A 23,519-nucleotide genomic window follows, 5' to 3' on the forward strand; every position below is an offset into this window, starting at 1 on the left:
GAGTGGGCAATTGCTTCCCACCCGCTTGGTGTTCTCAGGGGTGCTTCCAGTATAGACATCCCAGTTCAGAGCCGATTGACGAGTGTGTAGGGGTCGTTACACTCAAGCGTGGTGCCCTAAACTCAGCGACCTGAACACTTGATAAAGCAGGGTGAGAACAATGGGAATGAGGATGGGGATGGCGACCAGCAACCCTTGTTTGCCAAAGCGGATTTCTTGGCCATCGGCTTTGAGCACAGCCACAACAGCCACAATGCCCATGATTACCCAGACAAAACCAAACACAATAAAGAAGGTGAATGGGATATCCTGCATACTCTGCTCCTATGTTTTTTGGCTCACTTCTCTAGCGATTTACTTCTAGGCTAGCTTTGAGACCAAGGTTTGCCCTCCTCCCGTCGATACGCTAGCTTCGCTCATAGATTTTCTGGCCTAGAGGGGCGATTGCCTGAGCTCAAATTTGGGAGAGAACTAGTAGAAAATCCGTCGAATGGTGATTCAGGATTAATCTAAATCAGCAGAAAATTTTCAAAGGCATCATTCAACAAAAACTGCCTGAAGCAATAGTCAAGGAGTTCTATTGGCGCGCTCACCAGACTTTCGAGAACCCTCATTGCCGCACCCGCTCCAGCGAGTCTTGGGCAGTTTAAGTGCTTACCGCTGGACTGCGATCGGTGCTTTGTTCAGCACCCTACTCCTGACCGCTGCCTATACGGTGACACCTCAACTATTTCGTTGGGGCATTGATGCAGGGATTGCTCAGAGAAATTTGCGGATAGTTCTCTATAGTGCGGGCTGGATGGTGGTGGCCGCGATCGCCAGAGGTTTATTTAACTTTGGTCAAAGCTTTTGGGCGGAGGCAGCGTCTCAAGGTGTGGCCTACGATCTGCGGAATAAAATTTTTAGTAAGATTCAAAACCTCAGCTTCAGCTATCACGACCAATCGCAAACCTCGCAACTACTGACTCGCGTCACCAGCGATATTGAGCAAATCCGCACGTTTTTAAGCACGAGCTTGATGCAGGTCATTAGTGCGATCGTGACATTGGTGAGCGTCGCTGTAATTTTGCTGCTCATGAATTGGCGATTAGCACTGATTACGCTGACTGTGGTGCCGATGGCAGGATGGCTGATGGCCCAATTCCTCAGCAAAACGAGTAGTTTGTTTGGGCAGGTGCAACAGCAACTCGGTGATTTGAATGCAGTATTGCAGGAGAACTTGTTTGGTGTGCGAGTGGTGAAAGCGTTTGTGCGCGAGTCTACCGAAACGGCACGCTACACAACGCTGAATGACGCTTTGGTCAAGACCAATATGAAGACCATTCGCGCCATTCACGACACGTTTCCTTTTATCTTTTTGTTAAGTAATTTAGTCACCGTAGTTGTCGTGGGCTACGGCGGTGCAGCGGTGATTGGCGGGCGCTTCTCGATTGGAGAACTAGTCGCATTCAACTCCTATTTGCTCCTGATTCTGCAACCGATTTTGTTGATTGGTTTTGCCGCTCCTGCGATCGCCCAAGCTGCTGCCTCGGCAGAACGAGTATATGAGGTGGTGGATGCCAGAATTGAGATTCGCGATCGCCCTTATGCCAGCTTGTTTGATAGTTGTGTGGGCAGAATCACATTTGAGCATGTTTTCTTCCGTTATCCCGGAGCTACAACCGAAGCCCTAAAAGGTGTTTCCTTTGAAACCAAACCCAAAGAACTGATTGCAATTTTGGGCATGACGGGTTCTGGCAAAAGCACCATCATGAATCTGTTACCGCGTTTCTATGATGTCACCTCTGGCTCAATCCGGATTGATGGTCGGGATGTGCGAGATTTTACGCTGGAGAGTCTGCGATCGCACATTGGCATTGTCTTCCAAGAAACCACACTATTCTCTGGCACTCTCTACAAAAACATTGCCTATGCCAAACCAGATGCAACTCTAGAAGAAGTGATTGAGGTGGCAAAAACCGCCCAAATGCACGACTTTATCACCAGCCTGCCGGATGGTTACGAAACCATTGTGGGAGAACGTGGCGTAGGCTTATCGGGAGGACAAAAACAACGGATTGCGATCGCGCGAACTCTCCTGACTGACTACAAAATCCTCATCCTAGATGACAGCACCTCTGCCGTCGATGCCAAAACTGCCGCCCAGATCCAAACGGAACTCGACAACCTGATGCGACAAAAAGCTTGCACAACTTTTGTGATCGCCCAACGCATTAGTACCGTTCAGAATGCCGATCGAATTTTGCTCATGGATAAAGGCAGATTAGTGGCACAAGGAACTCATGAGGAGCTGATGTTCAATAGTCCCCTCTACGGAGCAATTTTAGAGTCTCAGGTTAAACAAAAGGAGAGAGTATGACAAGTGCAGGGCCAATTGTCGCAGCGGAGCAAAAGGCGAGCCGTCAGCTCTCAACCTTGCAGCGCTTTCTGCAATATCTTCGACCTTATAAAAAAGAGGTTCCGATCGCTCTCCTTTTAGTAGCGATCGGCGCTGCAACTCAGTCTATTGGCCCGTTCCTCATTGGTTGGTCGATCGACAACCTCATCATCCAAGGAAATTTATCAGGATTGCTGTTGATGCTAGCATTGCTAGCGTTAATTTATATCCTGGGCATCACAGCGATCCGAGGTCAGATCTTGCGGGTAGGCTGGATTATGCAGCGATTGCTGGGTCAACTTCGCCAAGATATTTTCACCAAGATTCAGAGTCTCCCGATCAGCTTTTTCGATCGCAGTGAAGCGGGCGATTTGATGAGCCGTCTGCTAAATGATGTGAACACCGTGAATCAGGCATTTGGCCAGACGATCGCGCAAATGCTGGGCAACATATTCAGCTTGTTCGGCATCATTATTGCCATGTTCTCGATCAACTTCAAGCTAGGGTTATTGAGCAATTTGGCAGTGCCCCTGATGATCTTTACCACTAGCTTTTTTGCGCGCTGGGCCAGAGCTAGGTTCCGCGTCACCCGTCAGACCATTGGCGATCTCTCTGCCAAGTTAGAAGAAGGCATCACCAGTGTCCGAGAAGCCCAAGCCTTTAACCGTGTAGAGCTGAATATTGCAGAGTTTGATTTGGTAAATGCGGCCAACCGAGATGCCAATGTCCAGGCGGTCGCGATTACTGCGGCGTTTCTCCCCTCCATCGATTTTCTCAATACATTGGCGACGGCTGCGGTATTGGCCTATGGCGGTTACTTAGCAGTAACTGGAGCTGCCACTGTGGGAGTCGTTACGGCTTTCTTGCTGTATGTGCAACAGTTCTTTCGCCCTATTCAAATTCTCAGCCAATTCTACACCCAAGCGCAATCAGCTCTCGCGGGTTTGGAGCGGATCTTTTTGCTACTCGATGAACCCTCCCAACTCCAAGACGCTCCTGACGCTACAGAAATGCCATCGATTCAGGGAGAAGTGGCTTTTGAAAATGTCGCCTTCGGTTATAGCCCCAATCAATTAGTGCTAAAGGAAGTCAATCTCTGTGCCAAACCAGGCCAAATGATTGCTTTGGTGGGGCCAACGGGAGCCGGGAAGAGTACAATTATTAACTTGATTTTGCGCTTCTATGATGTGACGGGTGGGGCAGTCAAAATTGATGGAGTAGATGTTCGCAGTGTTACCCAAGCAAGCCTGCGTCGTCAGATTGGCATCGTTTTGCAAGACAATATTCTCTTCAGTGGCACTGTGGCAGAGAACATTGCTTTTGGTTCTCCTCATGCGACTCAAGCAGATATTGAAGCTGCTGCTCAACTCGCGAATGTGCATGAGTTTGTCATCTCCCTACCCCAGGGATACTCAACCCAATTAGGAGAGCGAGGAGCACCCCTCAGCCAAGGACAACGGCAACTAGTCAGTATTGCTCGCGCTGTCTTGATCAACCCTCGAATTCTCATTCTTGATGAAGCTACTAGCAGCATCGACACTCGCACTGAAGCTTTAGTCCAAGACGCGATCGCCCGTCTCCTAAAGGGTCGTACCAGTTTTGTGATCGCCCATCGCCTCAGCACTGTCACCCAAGCCGATCAAGTTTTAGTGATTCAGCAGGGACAAATTGTGGAATCTGGCACTCATGCCGAACTAATCGCTCAACAAGGTATCTACGCTAACCTCTACGCCCTCCAACTCGGTGCACCCGCAGCAGCCTGATTAATGCTGATCAATGTATTGATCTAAGCTGCATAATTTAAGTAGCGACCAGGAACGGTGCTGCCATGACGATTGATATCAACCGCATTGATGCCATTCAAGACTACGACGAGGCGATCGCGGTCTTAGAAGCATTTGTTGCAGAGCTGACCAGAGAATTTGCTAGGTCTAGGGTGTGGTAACAAACCAATCAATCAGCTTACGAGCAATGCTTGGCTTGGACGGAACTGGAGGCAAGTTGCGTTTATGAAACCAAGCGGCATCAGTTAACTCTTCTGGTTGCACGACGATCTCGCCACTGACGTAGGTAGCCGTGAAGCCAATCATCAAGGAGTTGGGGAAGGGCCAAGGCTGCGATCCAAAATAATGGATATCCTTGATCTCAATGCCCACTTCTTCTCGTACTTCACGCGCTACAGTCTCTTCCAATGACTCTCCTGGTTCTACAAATCCAGCTAGCACACTGTACATGTTGGATGGAAAGCGATGAGCCCGCGCCAGGAGTACTTCATCGCCACGCGAGATCAGGACAATCACGGCGGGAGAGAGACGCGGGTAATTCGTTAAACTGCATTTAGGGCAACGCTTTACTCGTTCGGTAGGTAGTTGAGTCGTGGGAGTACCACAGCAACCACAATACTGATGGGTGCGATCCCACTCCATGATCTGGATTGCCCGACTGCTCACGCCATATAGCTCTTCGCCTAAAGCACCATATAGCTCGCGGAGCCCTCGCACAGCCATATTCTCTGGGATTGCTGTCTCTTGGGGAAGTTCTGCGGAGTAGCAAGGCTCACCATCTAGGGTGCCGAGAAACTGAGTCCGCACAGGCACTAAGCCGATCGCCGCCAAGTTGATCAGGTGGGGGATTATGGTGTGAGTACCATTGATCTGAACCAGTAATTTGTTACCCAGAAACGCAAACCACCAAGCAGGGCTAGATTGAACTTCGGGGGCAGCAGTGCCAGGGATAAACGTTCGATGCATGACAGGAGCACATCACGGCCTCTATCCTATCATTGCGATCGCGATGACCTAGCACTCTGAACTAACACGCTACTATGAACTACTATGAATTGGATGAATCAGGCTGTCGTTGCACCACCGCAGTTACAATGCCAATCCCGAACGCTGCGAGGAGAGCAAAACCTAAAAGTAATTGGCTATCCTCGAAGATACCTGCGCCCGCTGCCACCCAAAGCGGTTTAGCGACGAGAATGCTGACGACTAAAGCCAGCAAATAGCTGTGCCAGCGCACTTGAGTCAGGCCAACGCCATAGGCAGCAAAATCAAATAAGCCAGTCATAAGAAAACCCGTCATCAGGAAAAAGTTGCGCTCTAAATGGCGTTGAGCCAGGCGATCCACTTTCTCCATAAATTGCTGCCCGACAAATCGCTCCACCAAGCTGCGTCCATAACAACGGGCAATGTAGAAATTGAAGGTACAAGAAGCTAAATCTGCTAAGGCCACAATCAGCAGCCCTTCAGCAAAGCCAAACAGGCCGCCTGCCAAAATGGCGTAGGCCGTTCCCGGCAGCACTGGCAGGATGATGCTAGTAAAGCGCAGCGCAAATACGATTGCAGGTGCCCAAACTCCAAATTGATCCACCTGCTGACGAATTCGCTCAATTCCCACTTGGTTGAGTAGGCCGATCGCTAAAACAATCAGAACTCCAATTAGCACCCAGCGCAGTAGGTTGATCCATTTGTTCATACAGCGTTCCCTTCTCAGACTTTACATGGTGGCATAAAAGCACCCTAGCTCGGACTGAAAGCGCGATCGCTAAGATGAGCCGCTCGGAGGATTTATGAGAAAGGGGAAGCCGCCTATGTTGATTTGTGACATCTGCAACAGAAAGTTGATGCGACATCGGAAATCATGTTAATTATAAAGAAAATCTTAAGGGGTGGAGGATGCAATGATGACTCCTAAAATGATGCGTCAGCTCTGGAGCTTGGTGGACACGACACAAGTCAGCACTCTGCTGCAATTTGATGATTCTGCCTTGGCGCAGTTACTCCTCAAGCAGCTCACCGCAGAGCAGCCCATTGATGCTCAAACCGCCCGCAGCCTCAATACTTACATCCAAGCGAAGTTGCCTTTAATTCGTGATACCGCTGAAAGCCGCCTCTGTGCTCGGTAAAGTCATTCATTGGCGTTTGCGACAACAGCATTGACTATCCAGCCTTTTTGCGGACTTCATTTAAATAAATATAATATTTATGCATTCCTGGTTCGGCGTCGCTTTGGTAGCGTATTTGATCGGAGCCGCGATCGAAGGAATTACTACTGCCAACCAGCTCTCCCATTTGGTTCCAGAACTCTTAAAAGGCACACAAGAGAAGCCCGCAGAGCATCCTGAAACACCTGTAGAAGTTTTACAAGTTTTTTTAGTCATTACCGCTGTCAGTGTGGGTGGAGCCTTTTTCTGGCCCTGTCGCTTGTTACACCGCTCTATCAAAGAACAACATCACAGCTAGGCCCGCCCATACTGGATTGGAGTAGAAACATGCTGGGCTAGAAACAGTAAGGCTCAACTCAAGATTTACCCAAAACATAGGGCAGAAAAGCCCGCCGAACTTCCGAAGCTCCCCGTAAACTTGGCTCGATGGTGGCGGTGAACCATGAGGGGTCACCCGTCAAAAAGTGAGCATGGACGTCTACTAACTGCCCATAACGCGTCGCAATTTCTTGGATAGCTGTGTTGATGCGTCGAAGATTAGTGCGGGCGATCGCCGGATCAACTCCTGAAAAGTTGCGCTGATCATCTCCTAGAGTGGGGTCGTACACATTACCTAACAAAATCGGACGAATCGGCAACTGTTGCACAAAGGTGTTAAGGTCATTAGCAAATGTGGTGATCCCTGGACCTGAATCACGAATTAGTCCTCCTAGCAAATCATTGCCACCAATGGTAATCAACGCGATCGCCTGACCTTCAACCTGTAATCCCTGCACTTGAGATGGTAGCCATCTGACGGTTGCCCCATCCTGCGCCCGATGCTCTAGGCGAGCTGTTCCTTGTGACTGCAAATCCTGACCTTGGAATTCGGGAAACAGGCGATCGTCATTACGCACTAGCAGTTGCCCTGGATGCACTCCGTACTCGTTGTACCGCCCACAATCTAAAATCGAATCGCCAAAGGTGTAGAGAGTTACCATTGCTTGCTCACGCCTAACACAACCAAGAAGAGCCAGAACTCCTGCCTCTCCAGCGATCGCCCGGATAAACTGTCGTCGCGTCGATCGAAATGGAGCCATCATACTCTCCTCCAGCCTGACATTAACATGGGAGGTAAAAGAGGAGATTGATCAGAAGATAGATTTATCCGCGTCACGCCCAATTATTACTACACTGGATGATTAGAGAAGCAAGCATCTATCTACGAGGATCACACTATTGCAATCACAACGGCGATCGCAGACTATGGCAAGTTTTTGTTAGAACAGAGTAGCAGGCTCATTTTTAGGTTCCATGACTGCCACAGGCATCAACCCTTATCTAGCTGGCAACTTTGCCCCGATCCGTAGCGAAATTACTGTCGAAGACCTCCCTGTGTTGGGAGAAATTCCGGCTGATCTCAGCGGCATGTTTGTCCGCAACGGCCCCAACCCGCAATTTCCGCCCCTCGGTCGCTACCATTGGTTCGATGGAGACGGCATGTTGCACGGGGTACAGATTCAAAATGGTAAAGCCAGCTACCGCAACCGCTACGTCCGCACGATGGGATATGAAGCCGAGCGAGCAGCAGGCAAAGCCTTGTGGGGCGGCATGTTGGAACCCACACCTCCGAATAATCCCTACGGACCTGTCAAAAACGTTGCGAATACTGCCTTGGTTTGGCATCGCGATCGCCTACTCGCCACTTGGGAAGGAGGTGCACCCCACGCCGTTACGGTACCTGAGCTAGACACCATTGGCCCCCATACCTACCAGGGCAAACTCACCTCTGCCGTCACCGCTCACCCCAAAGTAGACCCCGTAACAGGCGAAATGCTGTTCTTTGGCTACTCTCTCTTCCAGCCGCCCTATTTGAAATACAGTGTTGTTTCTCCTGAAGGGGAACTGGTTCGGACCGTTCCGATTGACTTGCCTGTGGGTGTGATGATGCATGACTTTGCCATCACTGAGCACTACACGATTTTTCTTGATCTACCAATGGAGTTTCGTTTAGAACGGATGCAACAGGGACAACCTCCCTTGGTATTTCGACGCGATCGCCCTAGTCGCTTTGGCATCCTGCCCCGTCATGGAGACAACAGTTCTATTCGTTGGTTTGAAGCTCCCAGCTGCTATATCTTCCACACGCTCAACGCTTATGAATCCGGCGATGAAGTGATTTTACTGGCCTGTCGGATGAGCGAGTTAGATGTCTTCGGTGCTGCTGCTGATTCACCTATGCATGACGAGAGCGACCTTTCTCAAGATGATTCTGGTGCTCCTTTTCTGTATCGTTGGCGCTTCAACCTGAAAACAGGTGACGTTCATGAGGAGAAAGTGAGCGATCGCCCTGGCGAATTTCCTCGTATCAACGAGCAGTATACAGGCCGCTCAAACCGCTATGGTTATTTAGCTAAGAGCGCTCGCAGTTCTATTCCGCGGTTCGATGGTTTCATTAAATATGATTTCACGACTGGAGCGACCCAAGTTCATGAATTTGGCAGAGGACGTTATGGCGGAGAAGGTGTCTTTGTACCCCGACCCAATGCAACGGCTGAGGATGATGGCTGGCTGATGACCTATGTGCATGACCAGACCACAGACACCTCTGAATTAGTGATGATTAACGCTCAGGATTTCGCTGGAGAAACTGTTGCCCGTATCCCTCTACCGCAGCGAGTTCCCTACGGGTTTCATGGCATTTGGGTTCCATAAACTCGTTAGCTCTGGCTTTATTCAGGCTGCGATCGCCATGAGGATGACATTGACTGAAAGTTAGACCTAAAATGAGGTATCACTTCAATCAAAGTTGATTTAACAGGATTTAATGCAAAAAGTATCATCTCCGCCCTCCACTTTAATCGCTGCTGGTTTTCATGCCCTTTCCGATCCGCTGCGTCTCCAGGTTTTGGATTTGCTCAGAAGTCAAGAGCTTTGCGTTTGCGATCTCTGTGAGGCTTTGGCAGTCAGCCAATCCAAGCTATCTTTTCATTTGAAAACGTTGAAGGAGGCGCAGCTTGTCCAAGCACGGCAGGAGGGACGCTGGATTTATTACAGTCTCAACTTGCCTCAGTTCGTAGTTTTAGAACAATACCTATCCGAGTTTCGTCGTTTCAGCCCGATCTTACCTGCTCGCAGTTGTCGAGATAACGCTTAACTCCTATCGAACTTACTTTGAGCCATATCGTTGCAAGTCTATCAGTAACAAAACCTGCTTGACATATCAATTTTTATTGAAATAATGGATGTAGTCTCGGTATTAAGTTGGGCATGCGGGCAGCAAAGACTTTGTCAAAGCCAAGGCAATGGAAAACGAAGCACTTGACGTTTCTGGCCTGTCGGCGGGAAGCGATCGCGGAAGCGGTGGGGACATTTATCCTGGTGTTTGCGGGCACCGGAGCTGTCATGGTGAACCAGATCAGTGATGGTGCTGTGACTCACCTGGGTATTAGCTTTGTCTTTGGTGCGGTTGTCGCTGCCTTGATCTATACGCTGGGACACATTAGTGGAGCGCACTTTAACCCCGCCGTCACCCTAGCATTCTGGGCCAGTGGCTTCTTCCCCCGCGAGCATGTCATAGCTTATATCTTGGCTCAGTCTTTCGGTGCCGTAGTTGCTTCTACCACGCTACTAGCTTCCTTGGGACCAGCGGCTAACTTAGGGGCAACACTCCCCTTAAACGACAATTGGCTGCAATCGTTGGTACTGGAAACGATTTTGACCTTTATTCTCATGTTCGTGATTCTGGGGTCTGGTCTCGATCGCCGCGCTCCTATTGGTTTTGCAGGAGTAGCTATTGGACTAACGGTGGGACTAGAAGCCGCTTTTATGGGGCCGATTACAGGAGCCAGCATGAACCCAGTGCGATCGCTTGGCCCCGCTTTGGTCGCAGGTCTATGGCAACATCATTGGCTGTATTGGGTGGCTCCCATCCTAGGCGCACAATTGGCTGTCTTAATCTACCGTCAGTTGTCTAACAACTTTCAAGACATCATTCGAGACATTACCTAGTGCTTCACTCCATTAGATTTGTGGTGTTGGGCGGGCGAAGCCCGCCCAACACCAACCAGCAAAATTAATGTGGTGACTTCCTAAAAACACTATTGAATTGGAGCAACTTGCGATGAAACGTGTGATGTTTGTGTGCAAAAAGAACTCTGCCCGTTCTCAAATGGCTGAAGGCTTTGCCAAAAATTTAGGTCAGGGAGTCCTAGAAGTGACGAGTTCAGGGTTAGAGGCCAGCCAAGTACGGCCAGAGGCGATCGCAACAATGCAAGAGATTGGAATTGATATTAGCAAGCAAACTTCTGATGCTTTAAGTGACTTCAATCCAAATAATTTTGATGTGGTGATCTCCCTCTGTGGTTGTGGTGTGAACTTGCCGCCTGAATGGGTAACAAGGGAAGTCTTTGAAGATTGGCAACTAGATGACCCCGCCGAGCAACCAGAAATCTTTCCGAGAGTCCGAGATGAAATTAAAGAGCGAGTAACTCGGCTAGTTGCATCTCTGAAAGAATCAGCGGCAGCTGTTTAGATAATGATCCGCCCAGGTTTCTCTCTGTTTAAAGTAACTACATCTCTATGACATCCTTTGACCATCCCCCTAGAATTTTGTTCTTATATGGCTCCTTAAGAGAGCGATCCTATAGCCGCTTGTTGGTAGAAGAAGCGGCTCGGATTATTCAGGAGTTTGGGGCGGAGGTAAAGTTTTTCGATCCGCGAGAACTCCCGATTTACGGCAGCGTCCCGGATACCCACCCCAAAGTTCAGGAATTGCGAGAGTTGAGCCAGTGGTCGGAAGGCCAAGTCTGGTCTAGCCCAGAGATGCATGGTCAGATTACGGGCATTCTGAAAAACCAAATTGACTGGATTCCCCTCAGTATTGGAGCCGTTCGCCCCACCCAAGGGAGAACGCTGGCGGTGATGCAGGTGAGTGGTGGGTCTCAGTCTTTCAACGCTGTCAATACGATGCGGCTGCTCGGTCGCTGGATGCGAATGTTTACCATTCCCAATCAGTCTTCGGTTGCCAAAGCTTACCAAGAGTTCAACGAAGACGGCACGATGAAAGATTCGCCCTACCGCGATCGCGTGGTGGATGTGATGGAAGAACTTTATAAGTTCACTCTACTACTACGACATCAGGTAGATTACCTCACCGATCGCTACAGTGAGCGTAAGGAAAAGGCTGCTAAACAGGTCGCTGAAGTGGCGAACCAAGCCTTAGAAGCGACTCGTTAGGATAAGTTGCGTCGGTATAGCCACCGCGATCTCTCAGCAAATTTCTAGTTGAATCAAACTCTATAAATCTCGTAAAGCCTTCTGCCATCTTGCTTGGGCAGGCTTAGGTGGTCTTGAGGCTCTCGTCAAATTTCTGAGAGCCTCATTTTGTTGTGTAACAACTTAGATTCTTTATTAATAAATGTTGCAGCTCTTTGATCCCATTGCTAGCTTGTGAAAGTTCTGTTTCTCACCGAGGTTCCTCTCGTATTTCAAGACTTGCCGAGAAGATAACTTTAGGGAGTTATTTGGTTCGGTATCAGCTCACAACAAAACCTCAATTTTGGAGGCTTTGGTTATGGATATTCAAGGAAAAACAGCCCTCGTGACTGGGGCTTCTCGCGGGATTGGCCGCGCGATCGCTTTGGAGCTAGCTCAGCAAGGGATCAAACGATTGCTCTTAGTGGCCCGCGATCAACAACGGTTAGCAGCGATCGCCACAGAGATTGAAGCGCTGGATGTAGAAGTTGTAACTTTGGCTCTAGATTTATCTCAACCTGTAGCAGTCAGTATTGCGATCGCTCAAGCTTGGCGCGATTACGGCCCAATTCATCTGCTGGTCAACTGTGCTGGCATTGCTCATCAGGTGCCTTTTTTGCAGTCGAAGCTGTCAAATGTCCAAGACGAGATTGCGGTCAATCTAGTGGGGATGTACACCATTACTCGTCTCGTTGCCCGACGCATGGCAGCCCAGCGACAAGGACAAATCGTGAATGTTTCTAGCTTGATGGGCAAGGTCGCAGCCCCCACGATGGCCACCTATTCCGCCACCAAGTTTGCAATTTTAGGATTCACTCAAGCTTTAAGGGGTGAGTTAATGGCTTACAACGTTCAGGTAGCAGCCTTGTTACCCTCTTTGACCGAAACAGATATGGTCCGAGACCTCCACTGGTTCCGCTGGGCTGTTCCCATGACTCCCCAGCAAGTAGCGCAGTCATTGGTGGCTGGGCTTCGCAAGGAATCTGCTGAGATTTTAGTCGGATGGCAAGGTCATTTAGTCGCCTGGTGCCAACGGATTGTGCCTGGGTTATTAGAGAGGATTCTCCTGATCTCGGCTCCCCTGCCGCGCCAGAGATATCCCATGCAGCATATCCCTGCTACAGGTAGTCCAGCAGAACTCTAATCTCCAAGCTAGCCCTAAGTGCTAGGAAATGTATCCTAATGCTTGGGGCTAGCGATGCTCTAGACAGCAGCTTCGTACAAGGCAAAAGTCTTGGCTGGAATCTTGGCTAACTCATTAATTCCTAGCTTTTCTGGCAGAGTTGAACCAGATCCTAACCATTTGGGTTCAGAGCTATCGAGAATTTTTTGCCAGTTTTGGCTATGCGGATCTGCCTCAAAGCTGGCAGCGCGATCGCCAAAGTTGATCACATAAAAAACTTGGCTCCCCTCTGCATAGCGACGCATCAGGATCAACTTATCGGTTTCGCGGCTAGAAACTTCTAAGCAATGTTTATCAAGCTGCTTCAGCGCAGGATGGGTACGGCGTAAGGTGATTAGATGCTGATGGAACTCCCACAGCACCTGATGTTTTCCGCCATATTGCTGTTCCCAGTTCAGCTTGCTTTTTTGAAAGGGTTCTGGAGACTGAGGATCGTAAGGATCTCCCGCCATTCCTACTTTTTCAAACTCTTCCTCCTTCGATCGCTGCACCATCTGAATCAGTTCTGGGTCAGAATGGCTGATGAAATAGAAGAAGGGTGACTCTTCTCCATATTCTTCGCCCATAAACAACATTGGCAGATAAGGAGAAAGCAAAATTGTCCCTGCTGCTAACTTCAGACCCTCAAAGGAAGTGAGTTTTGGCAGCCTTTCAGCCAATATTCGATTGCCTACCTGATCGTGGCTTTGGATATAGACAATAAACTTCTCAGCAGGTTCAGCCGCCGATGAATTGCCGTGACGACGCTTACGGTGGGGTGCATACTGCCCAGAGTAAACAAAGCCTTCCCGCAAAGATTTCTCTAAATCCTGGCATCGGCCAAAATCCTGGTAATAGTGCTGCTGCTCCCCCGTTAATAGGGTATGTAGGGAATGATGAAAATCATCACACCACTGAGCATCGATCGCGTAACCACCTTGTGATTTAGGACGAATAGTTCGTACATCATTCAGATCACTCTCGGCAATCAAGAAGAGATTTCTTCCCTGCTGTTGAGAGAGAACTTCCACGCGATCGCTCAATTCATCCAAGAAGTGTTTAGCACCGAGATCAAAAATGCCTTGAACAGCATCTAAGCGCAAGCCATCAATGTGAAATGTCTCCAACCAATACAAAGCATTGTCGAGGAAGTAATCAGTGACACCATCGCTGTAAGCGCCGTCAAAGTTGAGGGCTTCTCCCCAATCTCCGCCATATTTCTTCGTGAAGTAAGGGCCGAAGTCACCCAAGTAGTTTCCCTCTGGCCCCACATGGTTATAAACTACATCCAATATCACGGCTAATCCTGCTTGATGGCAGGCATCGACTAAGCGCTTAAAACCCTCTGGCCCACCGTAGGAATTTTGCACTGCGTAGGGATATACGCCGTCATAACCCCAATTTCGCTCACCAGGAAATTGCGCCACGGGCATGATCTCGATTGCGGTAATTCCTAGTTCCTTTAATCGAGGGAGAGACGCGATCGCGGCTTCAAAAGTACCTTCAGGCGTGAAGGTGCCGACATGTAGCTCATAGATGATCAAGTCTGCTTGGGCGATCCCTGTCCAACCTCCATCGGTCCAAGTGAAGGCAGACTGATCGACCACCACTGATGGGCCATGCACGCCTTCAGGTTGAAAATAGGAGGCTGGATCAGGGCGATCGAGTTCACCATCTAAATGGTAGAGGTAGCGCGTACCCGGCGTAACCCCCTCCGCGATCGCTTGCCAATAGCCATATTCCAGCGCTTGCATCGGCAGAATTTGCTCGTCGGGAGACAAGATTTTTACGGCAGCTTGGTCGCGCAATGGTGCCCAAACGGTAAACTGACACCGAGCGTCATCTAAGTAATGAGCGCCTACTTTCACAATGTATGACTTCCTGTATTGATGTTTTTGCTTATGATTCGCGTCCAGAGGACCAAGTATCGCGCCACTTCACGGTGCCTTCGCTGGCAATGACCCAACGACGCGAGACGATGTTTTCCCGGATGGGTGACTGACCTTCGCGTAGCAAAACATATTTGTAATTAATCAGCTTGCCAGCACTTTCATCAAACGGAATTTCGCCAAACCAAGTGTTGGTGTTGATGTACTCCAAGGGATAAGCTTTCGCAATATCCCAGTTACCCAGTTCTGGGCAGTCACCAATTACGGCAATTCGCTCACCCAGCTTGGTTTGTACACCGTTGAGTTGCGCCCGCACAATGGTTTGTCCCTTCACTCGCTCGCCCACATGACTCAATACAATGACATCACGAGGTTCTAGTTCTAAGTTGATCAGTTTGCCATCTACTACTTCAAACTTGCGTCGAGTCAGAATGCAGGTATGTTCACCATCGGGTAAATCAGTGATGACCTCTGGCACTTGGCTGGCTTCACCCCGATTCATCGCTACGAAACAAACAGAGTCACGGTAACGCCGGATATAGCAATAAACATTAGGTGTGAGATATCTTTGCCACTGGCCCCCCATCGACACCGCAGGGTTGAGGCGACGCAAACCAGACAGCAAACGGATATCCCGATATAGCGGTGTATCGGTATCCCACTGGCTCATCATAGGACGGTTGTAAGGGTCATCACCACCATTGGTATCATCATGTAGATACTGCTCAGTGCCGTAGTAGATGCAAGGAATTCCCCGACAGGTCATGATTAAGGCGATCGCCACTCTCACCAGCTCTGGATCAGAGTTGAGGCTTTGGAAGCGCGGCATGTCATGATTATCGATAAAGGTAATCAGCTCATTCGCACCCTTATAGCGATGATCAAGGTCAAAAATAGCTTGAATCTCTTGAAACCCTAGATCTGATCCCTGTGCCAAGGTGGAGCGAATGGCTAGACAGAGGCCAAAGTCCAGCATGGTCATGCCAGATTCGTTGGCAAACTCAACCGAGCGATCGCTGAAGGGGCTGCTAAAGATCCACTCACCAAAAATGAACACATCTGGTTTATGGCTGAGGATATCCGCGTTGAACTCCTGCCAAAACCAGATCGGCATGTGCTTGACCGTATCTACTCGCAGCGCATCTACGCCGCGATCGAGCCACTGCTTAATCGCTGATTTGATGTAGTTACGGTATTGGATATTGTTTTCATTAAAGGTAGCCAAACCAGATAACTCACAGTTTTGCACCTGCCATTCATCTTCCCAATTGGTCACCTCGCCATAGTGGTGATACCAATTATCTTTGTCATCGTTGAAATCAGCAATTTTTACTCCATCGTCATACAGTTCTCCTTTCTTGCCGCTGAAGTCAGGGTTGCTGTGGTTACAGACAATATCGAGCACTAACTTCATTCGGCGCTTGTGCATCTCCTCAATCAAGCGATCGAAGGTAGTATTTCTCGTCTCCTGCGTGTTGTTTAGGGAAGGGTCTTCGCCCTCCGCAATAAAACGAGGGTTGATGCGCTTAAAGTCTTTAGTCCAGTAACCGTGGATTGCTGCTTGGGCTACAAACAGTTCTTCTACCTGCTCAAATAACGGTGTGAGCCAAATTGCCGTCACACCTAGATTTTTCAGATAATCGAGTTTATCAATTACACCCTGAAGATCTCCGCCCCAGTACTTGCCCCAATCTTGCCGTTCTGGATCGTATAGTTCGGCATTGGGACCCTCGCTGTTGTCAGGATCGCCATCATGAAAGCGATCGACCACGATGAAGTAAATCGTTTCTTGGCGGAACTCAATATCCCTGGTGTAGAGAAACTCTAAATCAATTTCACTATCGGGTTTAGGAGCCGCTACTACCAGCGATTCAACTTTCTCCTGAGCATCTGTAACCTCATACTGTTCGGTAGAGAGTTGAGAGGGAGGCGTTGTGACCATAAGATTTTTTATACTTTTATAGATTTTTAATGGACTTTAGCATCACTAGTCTGTAGAGAATGTAACGAATCAAGTCTCTATTTGTATATCTACCTATGGGTAGGCGATAGATAGAGCTTCTATTAGTAGCGAGCACTGCTAAGCAATTTTTGGCTCCCTTATTCTTAGTAGCTCTTAAGGTGGACGTTCACCTAAATCAGAGACAGCTATCCTTCTGAGCATGGCTTGACAAGCTCTCTTTTTTGAATGACCCAGGACAGTTATGGTTACGGTAAATCTCATTCAACTACAAAAGCATCTGAAAGGAGTTGACTATTCTGTTACTAAGGAAGTTACTAAGGAAGACCTAGTAGGCGATCTTGAGTAGGCAACCTCGCATGAACGATATTCAGCGAGTTGGTGACTTGGAGATTGTCCAAGACTTGGAGTTTCAGCGCCGCGCTTGGGCGATACAACGTCTTAGCTGGATTGGGTGGGGGCTAATTGCGGTAGGAGCACTAGCGGGCTTATTCGGCTCAGGTCCCCTTAGTCGAGGTAATGTTAGCAGTCCAAGCGATTCGCTACAGTTGGAGTACGACCGTTTCGGACGCTTCCACGCCCCAGCCAAGCTGAAAATCATCTTGGGAGCAGGCAGTGAGCAGAACGGTAAGGTGAAGGTCTGGTTGAGCCGCTCTTATTTGGAGTCAACCGAAGTCCAACAGGTGACTCCGCAGCCAGAGTGGGTGGAAGCAAGCCCCGATCGCCTGACTTATGTTTTTCGCACGACTGCTCTCGATCGCCCTACAGCCGTGACATTTTACTTACAGCCAGATCAAGTAGGTCTGCAAACTGGTCAGGTTGGAGTCGTTACAGGACCAACCCTTAGATTTAATCAATTAATATATCCCTAAATAATGAACTCGGTGCTACGGGCTGTTGTGCTCTACGTTATTTTGATGCTGCTCTTTCGCCTCAGTGGGAAGCGTTCTCTGGCCCAGATTACAACTTTTGATTTTGTGCTGGTATTAATTGTAGGAGAGGCCACGCAGCAAGCACTCTTGGGCGAAGATTTCTCTCTCACTAACGCCTTCTTAGTAATCTTGACTTTGGTTGGTCTGGATACCGTTATGTCTTTCTGGAAGCAGCGATCGCCTCAAGTTGAGAAATGGATTGATGGGGTTCCTGTCATCATCGTTGCGGAAGGAAAGCTATTACAGGACCGGATGAAGCAGGCACGAGTAGATGTCGATGACATCCTAGCAGCCGCGCGAGAATTGCATGGATTAGAGCGCATGGATCAAATTAAATATGCCGTTTTAGAACGGAGTGGGGGAATTTCAATTATTCCTAAACCCTAATTTTATAGACTTGGAGATGCTACCGAACTGGAAACAGAGAGGGGTTTGGGGGTCATGCCTAGACGCTGCAACATCTGCTCATCATGGTTATGGTCTGGGTTGGGAGTCGTCAGCAAAACTGGTCCTGTAAAGATGGAGTTGGCACCTGCAAAGAAGCAAAGTGCTTGCAACTCATCGCTCATTTGTAAGCGTCCTGCCGAGAGACGCACCATTGCTTGAGGAAACAGAATCCGAGTCGTGGCGATCGTTCTAACTAACTCGATTGAATCTACAGGTGTGGTGTCTTCAAGCGGAGTCCCAGACACCGGAACTAAACAGTTAATCGGGATAGATTCTGGAGTGGGTTCTAGGCCACAAAGCGCCTCTAACAATTCCAGGCGATCGCTCACAGATTCACCCATACCCAGGATGCCGCCGCAGCACACAGAAATCCCCGCTTCACTTACCGCCCGAATCGTCTCTAATCGGTCCTGATAAGTGCGAGTGGTAATTACTTGCGAATAATAGGAAGGGGAAGTATCCAAATTGTGATTGTACGCAGTCAAACCTGCTGCTTTAAGTTGTTGCGCTTGGTGTGGCTTCAGCATGCCTAAGGTGCAACAAACTTCTATATCCAAGTCGGCAACTTGGCGGACCATCTCTAATACGCGATCGAACAAGGGGCCATCTTTCACTTCTCGCCAAGCAGCCCCCATGCAAAATCGAGTAGCACCATTTGCCTTAGCTACGCGAGCTTCGGCTAATACTTCCTCAACATTCAGCAGGGCTTGAGGTTTGAGATCAGTTTGGTTGTGGACGCTCTGGGAGCAGTAAGCACAATCTTCTGGGCACAAACCAGTTTTGATATTGCTGAGCGTGCATAGTTGAACTGCATGCGGATCGTGATGCTCTCGGTGAACCCGTTGGGCTTCAAAGAGGAGATCTGGTAACGGCTGTTGGTAAATCTGGGTAATCCGATCAAGAGTTGCAGACATGGCACACGTCGTAGCGAGATAGTTTCAGAGAGTTGAAGTAATTCACACCCCTAGTAGAGATTATCAGTCTCGATCCAATTTGAGCTACTGAGTGTTGGAGCAGGTTAAATCAGTTCGCCGTAGGAGTAGCCACTCAAAGTTAATTTTAGTTAAAAATATCAACCCTAATCTACATGATATTACGCAGAAACCAGGTAGTCAGCTAAAATGCAATCACATTATTTTTGTTTGAGCACAGAAAATATACTGAGATGCACCTGCCCACTAGCGACTGATGGAAGCAATGACAAGCTGATGTTGACCTCGATTCAACTGCTATTGGCGAGCGGTACTTAAAAACCACAGCTCAACCCTCAATTCAGGTTGACAGGATACTTTTTACCGTGAACAAACCCAATAAATTGACATTAAGGATTGGAACTTAGCTAGAAATTCTAATCAGGTAGAGCAGTGTGAGGTTTAACCAGAGGCATGAGTTAACTTTCAGGTTTTCAATAACTTGATTTAAGTAGGTCGCCGTGAAAACTAAGGTTTTGACAGTTTTAAGCGCAACAGTAGCATCAATCAAATCAGGTCCAGGCTGGAACTTAGTTGATTGCCCAGAGCCTAGCTCCAACCCTCGCTCGCCAGCGAATCTGGCTGCTAGCAGTTCTACAGGTTCAGCGCTACTCGTGCGATCGCAGAAAACGGCACAGCCTACTTGCTATGAACTTGAGAAACAATGGTTGTTAGTCCAGAAATATAACGTCTGGCAACCGCGCTGCGTCAGTGGGACCTTTCCTAATCAGCAAGAGTTAAGGATGCGTCCGGCGGCTGAACAGAACTTACAAGTAGAGACAACTAGCTCTCTAACTTACCATCCCGCCTTTGACTGGCAGCTAACAGCATGGCCAACCGATAGCCATACCAGCTTGTCGGATACAGATAGCCTAACGCCTTGTTTGGTTTTAGATCAGGCTGGACAGTACAGAATTCGGTTTGTCGTTGCCGCTCCTGAGAACCATCCGCAGTTCGCCCCTACTACTGAAAGAGCTGATCCAGTCATTGTTGGTGATTTCACGATCACAGCTTTCGACGAAGGGATTACCGCAAGTGCGATCGCGCTTGCCAACTTTACAGTCAATGGCACTCCCACACAAACGGCTCAGGAACCATATTTATTTCTGGTAGCCGTCTATGCGGGGTTAGCTTGTTTATGAGTGATAGGTGGCGTTACCGCTCTTGGCCAAGCTTGGGGACTTCGTTCTGAGCATCTAGAGGAGTATTGCTGCGAGCAAGCCGCCACTTAGAACCATAGTGCTTGGAATAAACCTGGGTAAACTCCGCCCCAAACAACAGAATTTGAGCTGAGTAATAAACCCAAACTAAAACCACTACGAAAGAACCCGCTGCCCCGTAGGGAGAGGCAACACCACTATTGCCTAGATAAAGGCCGAGCAGCCACTTACCTACAGTAAACAGTAAAGAAGTGACAATGGCACCATGCCACACATCACCCCAAGGTACTCTGACATCTGGTAGCACTCGGTAAATCAAGCCAAAGAGGAGAGTGATAACCCCGAAGGAAATCACAAAATTGACGAGTTGCCAAAGAATGGCGAGGCCAGGGATCAAATGGCCGAAAAAGTTGCCAATCCCCGCCAGCGCCGCACTCGCCACCAAAGAAACTAGTAGCAAAAAGCCAATCACCAGCACCATAGCAAAAGAAGTGGCACGGGCTTTCACCATACCTTTAACACCTTCCTTAGAAGGCGGAATTTCCCAAATTGTATTCAGCGCATCTTGTAGCTGGGCAAAAACGCCGGAAGCTCCCAAAAGCAGTGTCACTACACTGATTACCGTGGCAACGATGCCAGAGGAAGGGTGGGAGGCACTCTGGATCATGGTTTGAATGGCCTCAGCACCTTGTCGGCCAACTAGACCTTGAATTTGTTCGTCTAATTGGTTGCGAGCAGCCTCAGGACCGAAAACGAAGCCCGCGATCGCAATCACAATGACGAGCAAGGGCGCGAGAGAAAACACCGTGTAATAGGCCAACGCTGCCGCCAACAAGGGCACTTTATCCGCTTGCCATTCAGTTACCGTATCTTTTAGCAGCGTCCAAACTGCCTTGAGGTTCATCGATGTAACTCCTAAAATTTATTCGCTTTGGTTTCTACTTAGATTTCTTAGATTTCTAAATATTTAACTGCGATCGCAGTTAATAATAGTTATTGGTAAGCAATTAAATAAGGCAAGGGCGCAACGTTGCGCCCCTGGGAAAGTTATCTGATGCTTAGTCAGGCTTGCGATGCCAATTGCCGTCATCGCCCTTCTCGTAGTCTCGCTTCACAGCTGCCCAAGCCACCCGGAAAGCCCGCTCTTCCTCGCCTTCGTATTCGTCAAAAGCGTGGTTAAACGCTGCTAGAAAGATTTCCTGGGCATGGTGAGGCAGGTGATGCTTAACTGCATCGGGTAACTCCTTCACTTCGGTGTAGGGCATAAAATCCCTCCTACATTTCACAAAGTAGATTAAAGTGAGCGCCTCATGTCCCTACGAAAGGAATACTACCGCCAAATCCGTTCGCCGTTTTCGTCTACCCGCGCTTGGCGAATCACATCAGAAATTTCTTCAGCATCCTTCACATGATGCAGGGGCTTTTGCGTCCCATCGGGTTCATCCACCACAAAGTAGGTAGGAACGACAATGTGATCCCCAGTGATGTCTGGCGCATCTACTGCAACTTGCTGCGCTTTTTCTTGCAGACTCTTAGAATCATCAATGCGATCGCCAGGGTTAGCCGTTAGATTACCCTTACCTACGCGATCCATTTCCTCTTTCTGCTCTCGCTTTTGCTGCGGATCGACTTCCTCAGGAGTCATCGGTTGATTGATACCTGAAGGATCGGGATAAGATGCAGAATCTTTATTCATATTAAAAATTCCAAAATTTCAAAACTGCAATTAAATGCCTATCCGTAGATTAAAAAAATAGCAGCGCGATCGCCTCCAACCAACGGGATAGCTTATCTGAGTAACAGGGAAGAGATTAGAGGAGGGATGAGGGATGAAGGATGAATGAGCAGGAATGAGGAAGTAGAAGCCAGAGAATAAAAGAGAACGTAGGCCATAGACGAGTCTAAGGTCTCGAAACACTCATATCAAAACTCGTTTGGAGGGGGTCTGGGGGGCGCAACCGTCCCTCAGCGGGGGTTTGGGGGCGAGTGCCCCCAAGGCTCGGATTTAGTTAAACCAAAGCATCAACTAAACATCTCAACTACAAATCCCGCCCTAACCTTGTCGCAAAATTCCAAACACAGACGTATAACCGTGTAGAAACGTGCTGCCACCAATCGGCCCAATTTCCCCATTACAAAAGAAACCACTCAAAGGTATATTGCCAAAATAGCGGCTGAATAAATGCGAGTCGAAATTGGCTTCCCCATAAAGCCCCTCACCTCGACCCAAACAAGAAAACATTAAAGCCGCCTCAGAAGTTGGGCTGTCGGAATTTTGTTGGCAATAACGCTCCAGCAAATTGCGGAGATCGTCCGCCGAAGCTTCAGCATCGCGTAAATGAAACCGAATCCGTTGACCAGGCCGTACCCGATCGCCGATCGCGATCGCTCCTACCCTTGGATCAACCCCCAGCACTTGCCGGATCAAAAAATCCCCCTGCTCCAGCGTTTGCTTAAAGGCATTGCGAGCCACCCCCACAAACAACGAATGCTGTGCTAGCGATCGATCCTCTTCGCTCATCTCTTGAATCAGCTCTTGCAGCACCGTTAGTGGAGTACGACCTTGACCATTGCTTGCCCCTAGATCCTCCTCGGTTTGAGCTTCCAGCCCCAGTAAGATATTGCGCTCCCCTTCCGTCACTCGGTAGGTAGGGCCGATGGGCCGACAGCCTTGAGCTACAATCGTTTCCACCACAATTTTGCCGCTAAGGGCGACTCCTACAATGCCCTCTCGTAGGAGTTCATAATTGCAAAACAGACCGTTGTTACCGCCCATCGCATTGGCACTGGCAAGACCGCCAACCTTGATCGAGCCAGGGTAAGCAAAATCTAGCCCCTGCAACAAGTCATTGAGCTTAGAAGACATCGGGTCAACCAACAGAATGAAATGAGGCTGATCCTCTGGCGAAACCCCGATCACTTTTACCCAAGCATCCGGCGAACTATCTAGATCCGGCAATTCCTCCGCCGTCACATGAAAAGCCTGGATTTTTACCTCTGGCAGATAAGCCAAACTCAAGCTCAGAGCAGGCTCCATCTCCACTTCTTGAGCCTCCCCACTGGAATCAACTCCAATAATGCCACCCCCACTACAACCGATGAGGGTAGGCACCGACAAACGTTCCTTCAGGAGAGGCATCAGGCGGGAATATTCGCTGGCAAAGGCGGCTGAGATGAACAAAATGCCAAAATTCGCTGCAACGCCTAAGCTCTCCTGCGCCCGTTCCACCACTTCCTCAATCGCCGCCTCCAAAGAAGAACGAGTTGACAAGGCATTTGCCCATTTCATCCGATCGGCTGTGGGTGCTTCTACCATGACAATTTCCCCTTCTCCAGTGCAGCATCCTTTCCAAAGTTTAGACCGCCACGAGTAGAGGCGATCGCACCTATTTAGCAGGTGTTGGCATCAGGGCTTCACCTAATCCCTGTCAACTAGGATA

General features: G+C 49.0%; 24 protein-coding genes. 13 read left to right on the plus strand and 11 right to left on the minus strand.

Annotation, left to right across the window (positions count from 1 at the left end; genetic code table 11):
- Window positions 1–102 precede the first annotated feature (102 nt).
- A complete protein-coding gene (locus tag NDA01_RS18755; RefSeq protein ID WP_190553979.1) occupies window positions 103–315 on the minus strand; it encodes a hypothetical protein in 213 nt (70 codons plus the stop codon).
- A gap of 265 nt (window positions 316–580) precedes the next feature.
- Between NDA01_RS18755 and NDA01_RS18760 the strand changes: the two genes are divergently transcribed.
- Together NDA01_RS18760 and NDA01_RS18765 are read left to right on the plus strand one after the other, a co-directional pair.
- Window positions 581–2,359 (plus strand): ABC transporter ATP-binding protein, encoded by a 1,779-nt coding sequence (locus tag NDA01_RS18760; RefSeq protein ID WP_348229140.1) that lies wholly within the window; start codon window positions 581–583, stop codon window positions 2,357–2,359.
- Entirely contained in the window at window positions 2,356–4,140 is a 1,785-nt protein-coding gene (locus NDA01_RS18765; RefSeq protein WP_348229141.1) for an ABC transporter ATP-binding protein, read from the plus strand. The genes NDA01_RS18760 and NDA01_RS18765 overlap by 4 nt, the downstream gene beginning before the upstream one ends.
- A gap of 168 nt (window positions 4,141–4,308) precedes the next feature.
- Here the strand turns inward: NDA01_RS18765 and nudC are convergent, their stop codons facing one another.
- Together nudC and NDA01_RS18775 are read right to left on the minus strand one after the other, a co-directional pair.
- The gene (nudC, locus tag NDA01_RS18770) at window positions 4,309–5,127 is read right to left on the minus strand and encodes an NAD(+) diphosphatase (protein WP_348229142.1); all 819 of its coding nucleotides are present in this window, start codon (window positions 5,125–5,127) and stop codon (window positions 4,309–4,311) included.
- A gap of 82 nt (window positions 5,128–5,209) precedes the next feature.
- Window positions 5,210–5,854, minus strand: coding sequence for a TVP38/TMEM64 family protein (locus NDA01_RS18775; RefSeq protein ID WP_348229143.1), 645 nt, complete (start codon window positions 5,852–5,854; stop codon window positions 5,210–5,212).
- Between the two features lie 205 nt (window positions 5,855–6,059).
- Between NDA01_RS18775 and NDA01_RS18780 the strand changes: the two genes are divergently transcribed.
- Together NDA01_RS18780 and NDA01_RS18785 are read left to right on the plus strand one after the other, a co-directional pair.
- A complete protein-coding gene (locus tag NDA01_RS18780) occupies window positions 6,060–6,284 on the plus strand; it encodes a hypothetical protein (protein ID WP_190441759.1) in 225 nt (74 codons plus the stop codon).
- 79 nt (window positions 6,285–6,363) lie between these two features.
- Window positions 6,364–6,621, plus strand: a complete 258-nt coding sequence (locus tag NDA01_RS18785; protein ID WP_348229144.1) for a hypothetical protein — start codon at window positions 6,364–6,366, stop codon at window positions 6,619–6,621.
- Between the two features lie 58 nt (window positions 6,622–6,679).
- Here NDA01_RS18785 and NDA01_RS18790 read toward each other — a convergent pair whose 3' ends face one another.
- The gene (locus NDA01_RS18790; RefSeq protein WP_348229145.1) at window positions 6,680–7,405 is read right to left on the minus strand and encodes an SGNH/GDSL hydrolase family protein; all 726 of its coding nucleotides are present in this window, start codon (window positions 7,403–7,405) and stop codon (window positions 6,680–6,682) included.
- 211 nt (window positions 7,406–7,616) lie between these two features.
- Here NDA01_RS18790 and NDA01_RS18795 point away from each other — a divergent pair, with 211 nt between their 5' ends.
- The 6 genes from NDA01_RS18795 (at window position 7,617) to NDA01_RS18820 (ending at window position 12,702) form a co-directional block, all read left to right on the plus strand.
- Window positions 7,617–9,017: a carotenoid oxygenase family protein gene (locus NDA01_RS18795; RefSeq protein ID WP_348229146.1), complete on the plus strand. Its 1,401-nt coding sequence runs from the start codon at window positions 7,617–7,619 to the stop codon at window positions 9,015–9,017.
- Between the two features lie 112 nt (window positions 9,018–9,129).
- Window positions 9,130–9,459 carry an ArsR/SmtB family transcription factor gene (locus tag NDA01_RS18800; protein ID WP_190557145.1) on the plus strand — a complete coding sequence of 110 codons (330 nt, stop codon included), beginning with the start codon at window positions 9,130–9,132 and terminating at the stop codon, window positions 9,457–9,459.
- Between the two features lie 113 nt (window positions 9,460–9,572).
- On the plus strand, window positions 9,573–10,313 hold the full coding sequence (locus tag NDA01_RS18805; protein ID WP_348229147.1) for an MIP/aquaporin family protein: 741 nt from the start codon (window positions 9,573–9,575) through the stop codon (window positions 10,311–10,313).
- Window positions 10,314–10,425: 112 nt separating this feature from the next.
- Window positions 10,426–10,836, plus strand: a complete 411-nt coding sequence (gene arsC / locus NDA01_RS18810; RefSeq protein ID WP_348229148.1) for an arsenate reductase, glutathione/glutaredoxin type — start codon at window positions 10,426–10,428, stop codon at window positions 10,834–10,836.
- A gap of 47 nt (window positions 10,837–10,883) precedes the next feature.
- Entirely contained in the window at window positions 10,884–11,540 is a 657-nt protein-coding gene (arsH, locus tag NDA01_RS18815) for an arsenical resistance protein ArsH (protein ID WP_348229149.1), read from the plus strand.
- Between the two features lie 337 nt (window positions 11,541–11,877).
- Window positions 11,878–12,702 (plus strand): SDR family NAD(P)-dependent oxidoreductase, encoded by an 825-nt coding sequence (locus NDA01_RS18820; RefSeq protein ID WP_348229150.1) that lies wholly within the window; start codon window positions 11,878–11,880, stop codon window positions 12,700–12,702.
- Between the two features lie 59 nt (window positions 12,703–12,761).
- On the opposite strand, the gene treZ is transcribed toward NDA01_RS18820, so the two are convergent.
- Together treZ and NDA01_RS18830 are read right to left on the minus strand one after the other, a co-directional pair.
- Complete coding sequence (gene treZ / locus NDA01_RS18825; protein WP_348229151.1) at window positions 12,762–14,588, minus strand: malto-oligosyltrehalose trehalohydrolase; 1,827 nt, start codon at window positions 14,586–14,588, stop codon at window positions 12,762–12,764.
- Between the two features lie 31 nt (window positions 14,589–14,619).
- Complete coding sequence (locus tag NDA01_RS18830; RefSeq protein WP_348229152.1) at window positions 14,620–16,551, minus strand: alpha-amylase family glycosyl hydrolase; 1,932 nt, start codon at window positions 16,549–16,551, stop codon at window positions 14,620–14,622.
- 377 nt (window positions 16,552–16,928) lie between these two features.
- Here NDA01_RS18830 and NDA01_RS18835 point away from each other — a divergent pair, with 377 nt between their 5' ends.
- Together NDA01_RS18835 and NDA01_RS18840 are read left to right on the plus strand one after the other, a co-directional pair.
- Window positions 16,929–17,441, plus strand: coding sequence for a hypothetical protein (locus NDA01_RS18835; RefSeq protein WP_190441782.1), 513 nt, complete (start codon window positions 16,929–16,931; stop codon window positions 17,439–17,441).
- A 3-nt stretch (window positions 17,442–17,444) separates the two neighbouring features.
- Complete coding sequence (locus NDA01_RS18840) at window positions 17,445–17,888, plus strand: DUF421 domain-containing protein (protein ID WP_348229153.1); 444 nt, start codon at window positions 17,445–17,447, stop codon at window positions 17,886–17,888.
- Between the two features lie 2 nt (window positions 17,889–17,890).
- On the opposite strand, the gene bioB is transcribed toward NDA01_RS18840, so the two are convergent.
- Complete coding sequence (gene bioB, locus NDA01_RS18845; protein ID WP_348229154.1) at window positions 17,891–18,862, minus strand: biotin synthase BioB; 972 nt, start codon at window positions 18,860–18,862, stop codon at window positions 17,891–17,893.
- Between the two features lie 518 nt (window positions 18,863–19,380).
- Between bioB and NDA01_RS18850 the strand changes: the two genes are divergently transcribed.
- On the plus strand, window positions 19,381–20,061 hold the full coding sequence (locus NDA01_RS18850; RefSeq protein WP_348229155.1) for a hypothetical protein: 681 nt from the start codon (window positions 19,381–19,383) through the stop codon (window positions 20,059–20,061).
- Between the two features lie 13 nt (window positions 20,062–20,074).
- On the opposite strand, the gene NDA01_RS18855 is transcribed toward NDA01_RS18850, so the two are convergent.
- The 4 genes from NDA01_RS18855 to NDA01_RS18870 form a co-directional block, all read right to left on the minus strand.
- Window positions 20,075–20,983 (minus strand): YihY/virulence factor BrkB family protein, encoded by a 909-nt coding sequence (locus NDA01_RS18855; RefSeq protein ID WP_348229156.1) that lies wholly within the window; start codon window positions 20,981–20,983, stop codon window positions 20,075–20,077.
- Between the two features lie 154 nt (window positions 20,984–21,137).
- Window positions 21,138–21,344, minus strand: coding sequence for a ChaB family protein (locus NDA01_RS18860; protein WP_190441789.1), 207 nt, complete (start codon window positions 21,342–21,344; stop codon window positions 21,138–21,140).
- Between the two features lie 65 nt (window positions 21,345–21,409).
- Window positions 21,410–21,775: a hypothetical protein gene (locus tag NDA01_RS18865; RefSeq protein WP_190441792.1), complete on the minus strand. Its 366-nt coding sequence runs from the start codon at window positions 21,773–21,775 to the stop codon at window positions 21,410–21,412.
- Between the two features lie 357 nt (window positions 21,776–22,132).
- Entirely contained in the window at window positions 22,133–23,395 is a 1,263-nt protein-coding gene (locus tag NDA01_RS18870) for an FIST signal transduction protein (protein WP_348229157.1), read from the minus strand.
- Window positions 23,396–23,519: the final 124 nt, after the last annotated feature.

This window comes from Trichocoleus desertorum AS-A10 (genome assembly GCF_039962155.1).
Taxonomy (GTDB): domain Bacteria; phylum Cyanobacteriota; class Cyanobacteriia; order FACHB-46; family FACHB-46; genus Trichocoleus.

What these genes read in the sequence shown, in the direction of transcription:
- NDA01_RS18835 (WP_190441782.1), top strand. Translation starts at nt 16,929, where the DNA reads ATGAACGATATTCAGCGAGTTGGTGACTTGGAGATTGTCCAAGACTTG.
- arsH (WP_348229149.1), top strand. Translation starts at nt 10,884, where the DNA reads ATGACATCCTTTGACCATCCCCCTAGAATTTTGTTCTTATATGGCTCC.
- nudC (WP_348229142.1), bottom strand. Translation starts at nt 5,127, where the DNA reads ATGCATCGAACGTTTATCCCTGGCACTGCTGCCCCCGAAGTTCAATCT.
- NDA01_RS18800 (WP_190557145.1), top strand. Translation starts at nt 9,130, where the DNA reads ATGCAAAAAGTATCATCTCCGCCCTCCACTTTAATCGCTGCTGGTTTT.
- NDA01_RS18765 (WP_348229141.1), top strand. Translation starts at nt 2,356, where the DNA reads ATGACAAGTGCAGGGCCAATTGTCGCAGCGGAGCAAAAGGCGAGCCGT.
- NDA01_RS18785 (WP_348229144.1), top strand. Translation starts at nt 6,364, where the DNA reads ATGCATTCCTGGTTCGGCGTCGCTTTGGTAGCGTATTTGATCGGAGCC.
- NDA01_RS18860 (WP_190441789.1), bottom strand. Translation starts at nt 21,344, where the DNA reads ATGCCCTACACCGAAGTGAAGGAGTTACCCGATGCAGTTAAGCATCAC.
- NDA01_RS18830 (WP_348229152.1), bottom strand. Translation starts at nt 16,551, where the DNA reads ATGGTCACAACGCCTCCCTCTCAACTCTCTACCGAACAGTATGAGGTT.
- NDA01_RS18855 (WP_348229156.1), bottom strand. Translation starts at nt 20,983, where the DNA reads ATGAACCTCAAGGCAGTTTGGACGCTGCTAAAAGATACGGTAACTGAA.
- NDA01_RS18870 (WP_348229157.1), bottom strand. Translation starts at nt 23,395, where the DNA reads ATGGTAGAAGCACCCACAGCCGATCGGATGAAATGGGCAAATGCCTTG.
- NDA01_RS18840 (WP_348229153.1), top strand. Translation starts at nt 17,445, where the DNA reads ATGAACTCGGTGCTACGGGCTGTTGTGCTCTACGTTATTTTGATGCTG.
- NDA01_RS18780 (WP_190441759.1), top strand. Translation starts at nt 6,060, where the DNA reads ATGATGACTCCTAAAATGATGCGTCAGCTCTGGAGCTTGGTGGACACG.
- NDA01_RS18805 (WP_348229147.1), top strand. Translation starts at nt 9,573, where the DNA reads ATGCGGGCAGCAAAGACTTTGTCAAAGCCAAGGCAATGGAAAACGAAG.
- NDA01_RS18795 (WP_348229146.1), top strand. Translation starts at nt 7,617, where the DNA reads ATGACTGCCACAGGCATCAACCCTTATCTAGCTGGCAACTTTGCCCCG.
- NDA01_RS18775 (WP_348229143.1), bottom strand. Translation starts at nt 5,854, where the DNA reads ATGAACAAATGGATCAACCTACTGCGCTGGGTGCTAATTGGAGTTCTG.
- arsC (WP_348229148.1), top strand. Translation starts at nt 10,426, where the DNA reads ATGAAACGTGTGATGTTTGTGTGCAAAAAGAACTCTGCCCGTTCTCAA.
- bioB (WP_348229154.1), bottom strand. Translation starts at nt 18,862, where the DNA reads ATGTCTGCAACTCTTGATCGGATTACCCAGATTTACCAACAGCCGTTA.
- NDA01_RS18755 (WP_190553979.1), bottom strand. Translation starts at nt 315, where the DNA reads ATGCAGGATATCCCATTCACCTTCTTTATTGTGTTTGGTTTTGTCTGG.
- NDA01_RS18820 (WP_348229150.1), top strand. Translation starts at nt 11,878, where the DNA reads ATGGATATTCAAGGAAAAACAGCCCTCGTGACTGGGGCTTCTCGCGGG.
- NDA01_RS18790 (WP_348229145.1), bottom strand. Translation starts at nt 7,405, where the DNA reads ATGATGGCTCCATTTCGATCGACGCGACGACAGTTTATCCGGGCGATC.
- NDA01_RS18865 (WP_190441792.1), bottom strand. Translation starts at nt 21,775, where the DNA reads ATGAATAAAGATTCTGCATCTTATCCCGATCCTTCAGGTATCAATCAA.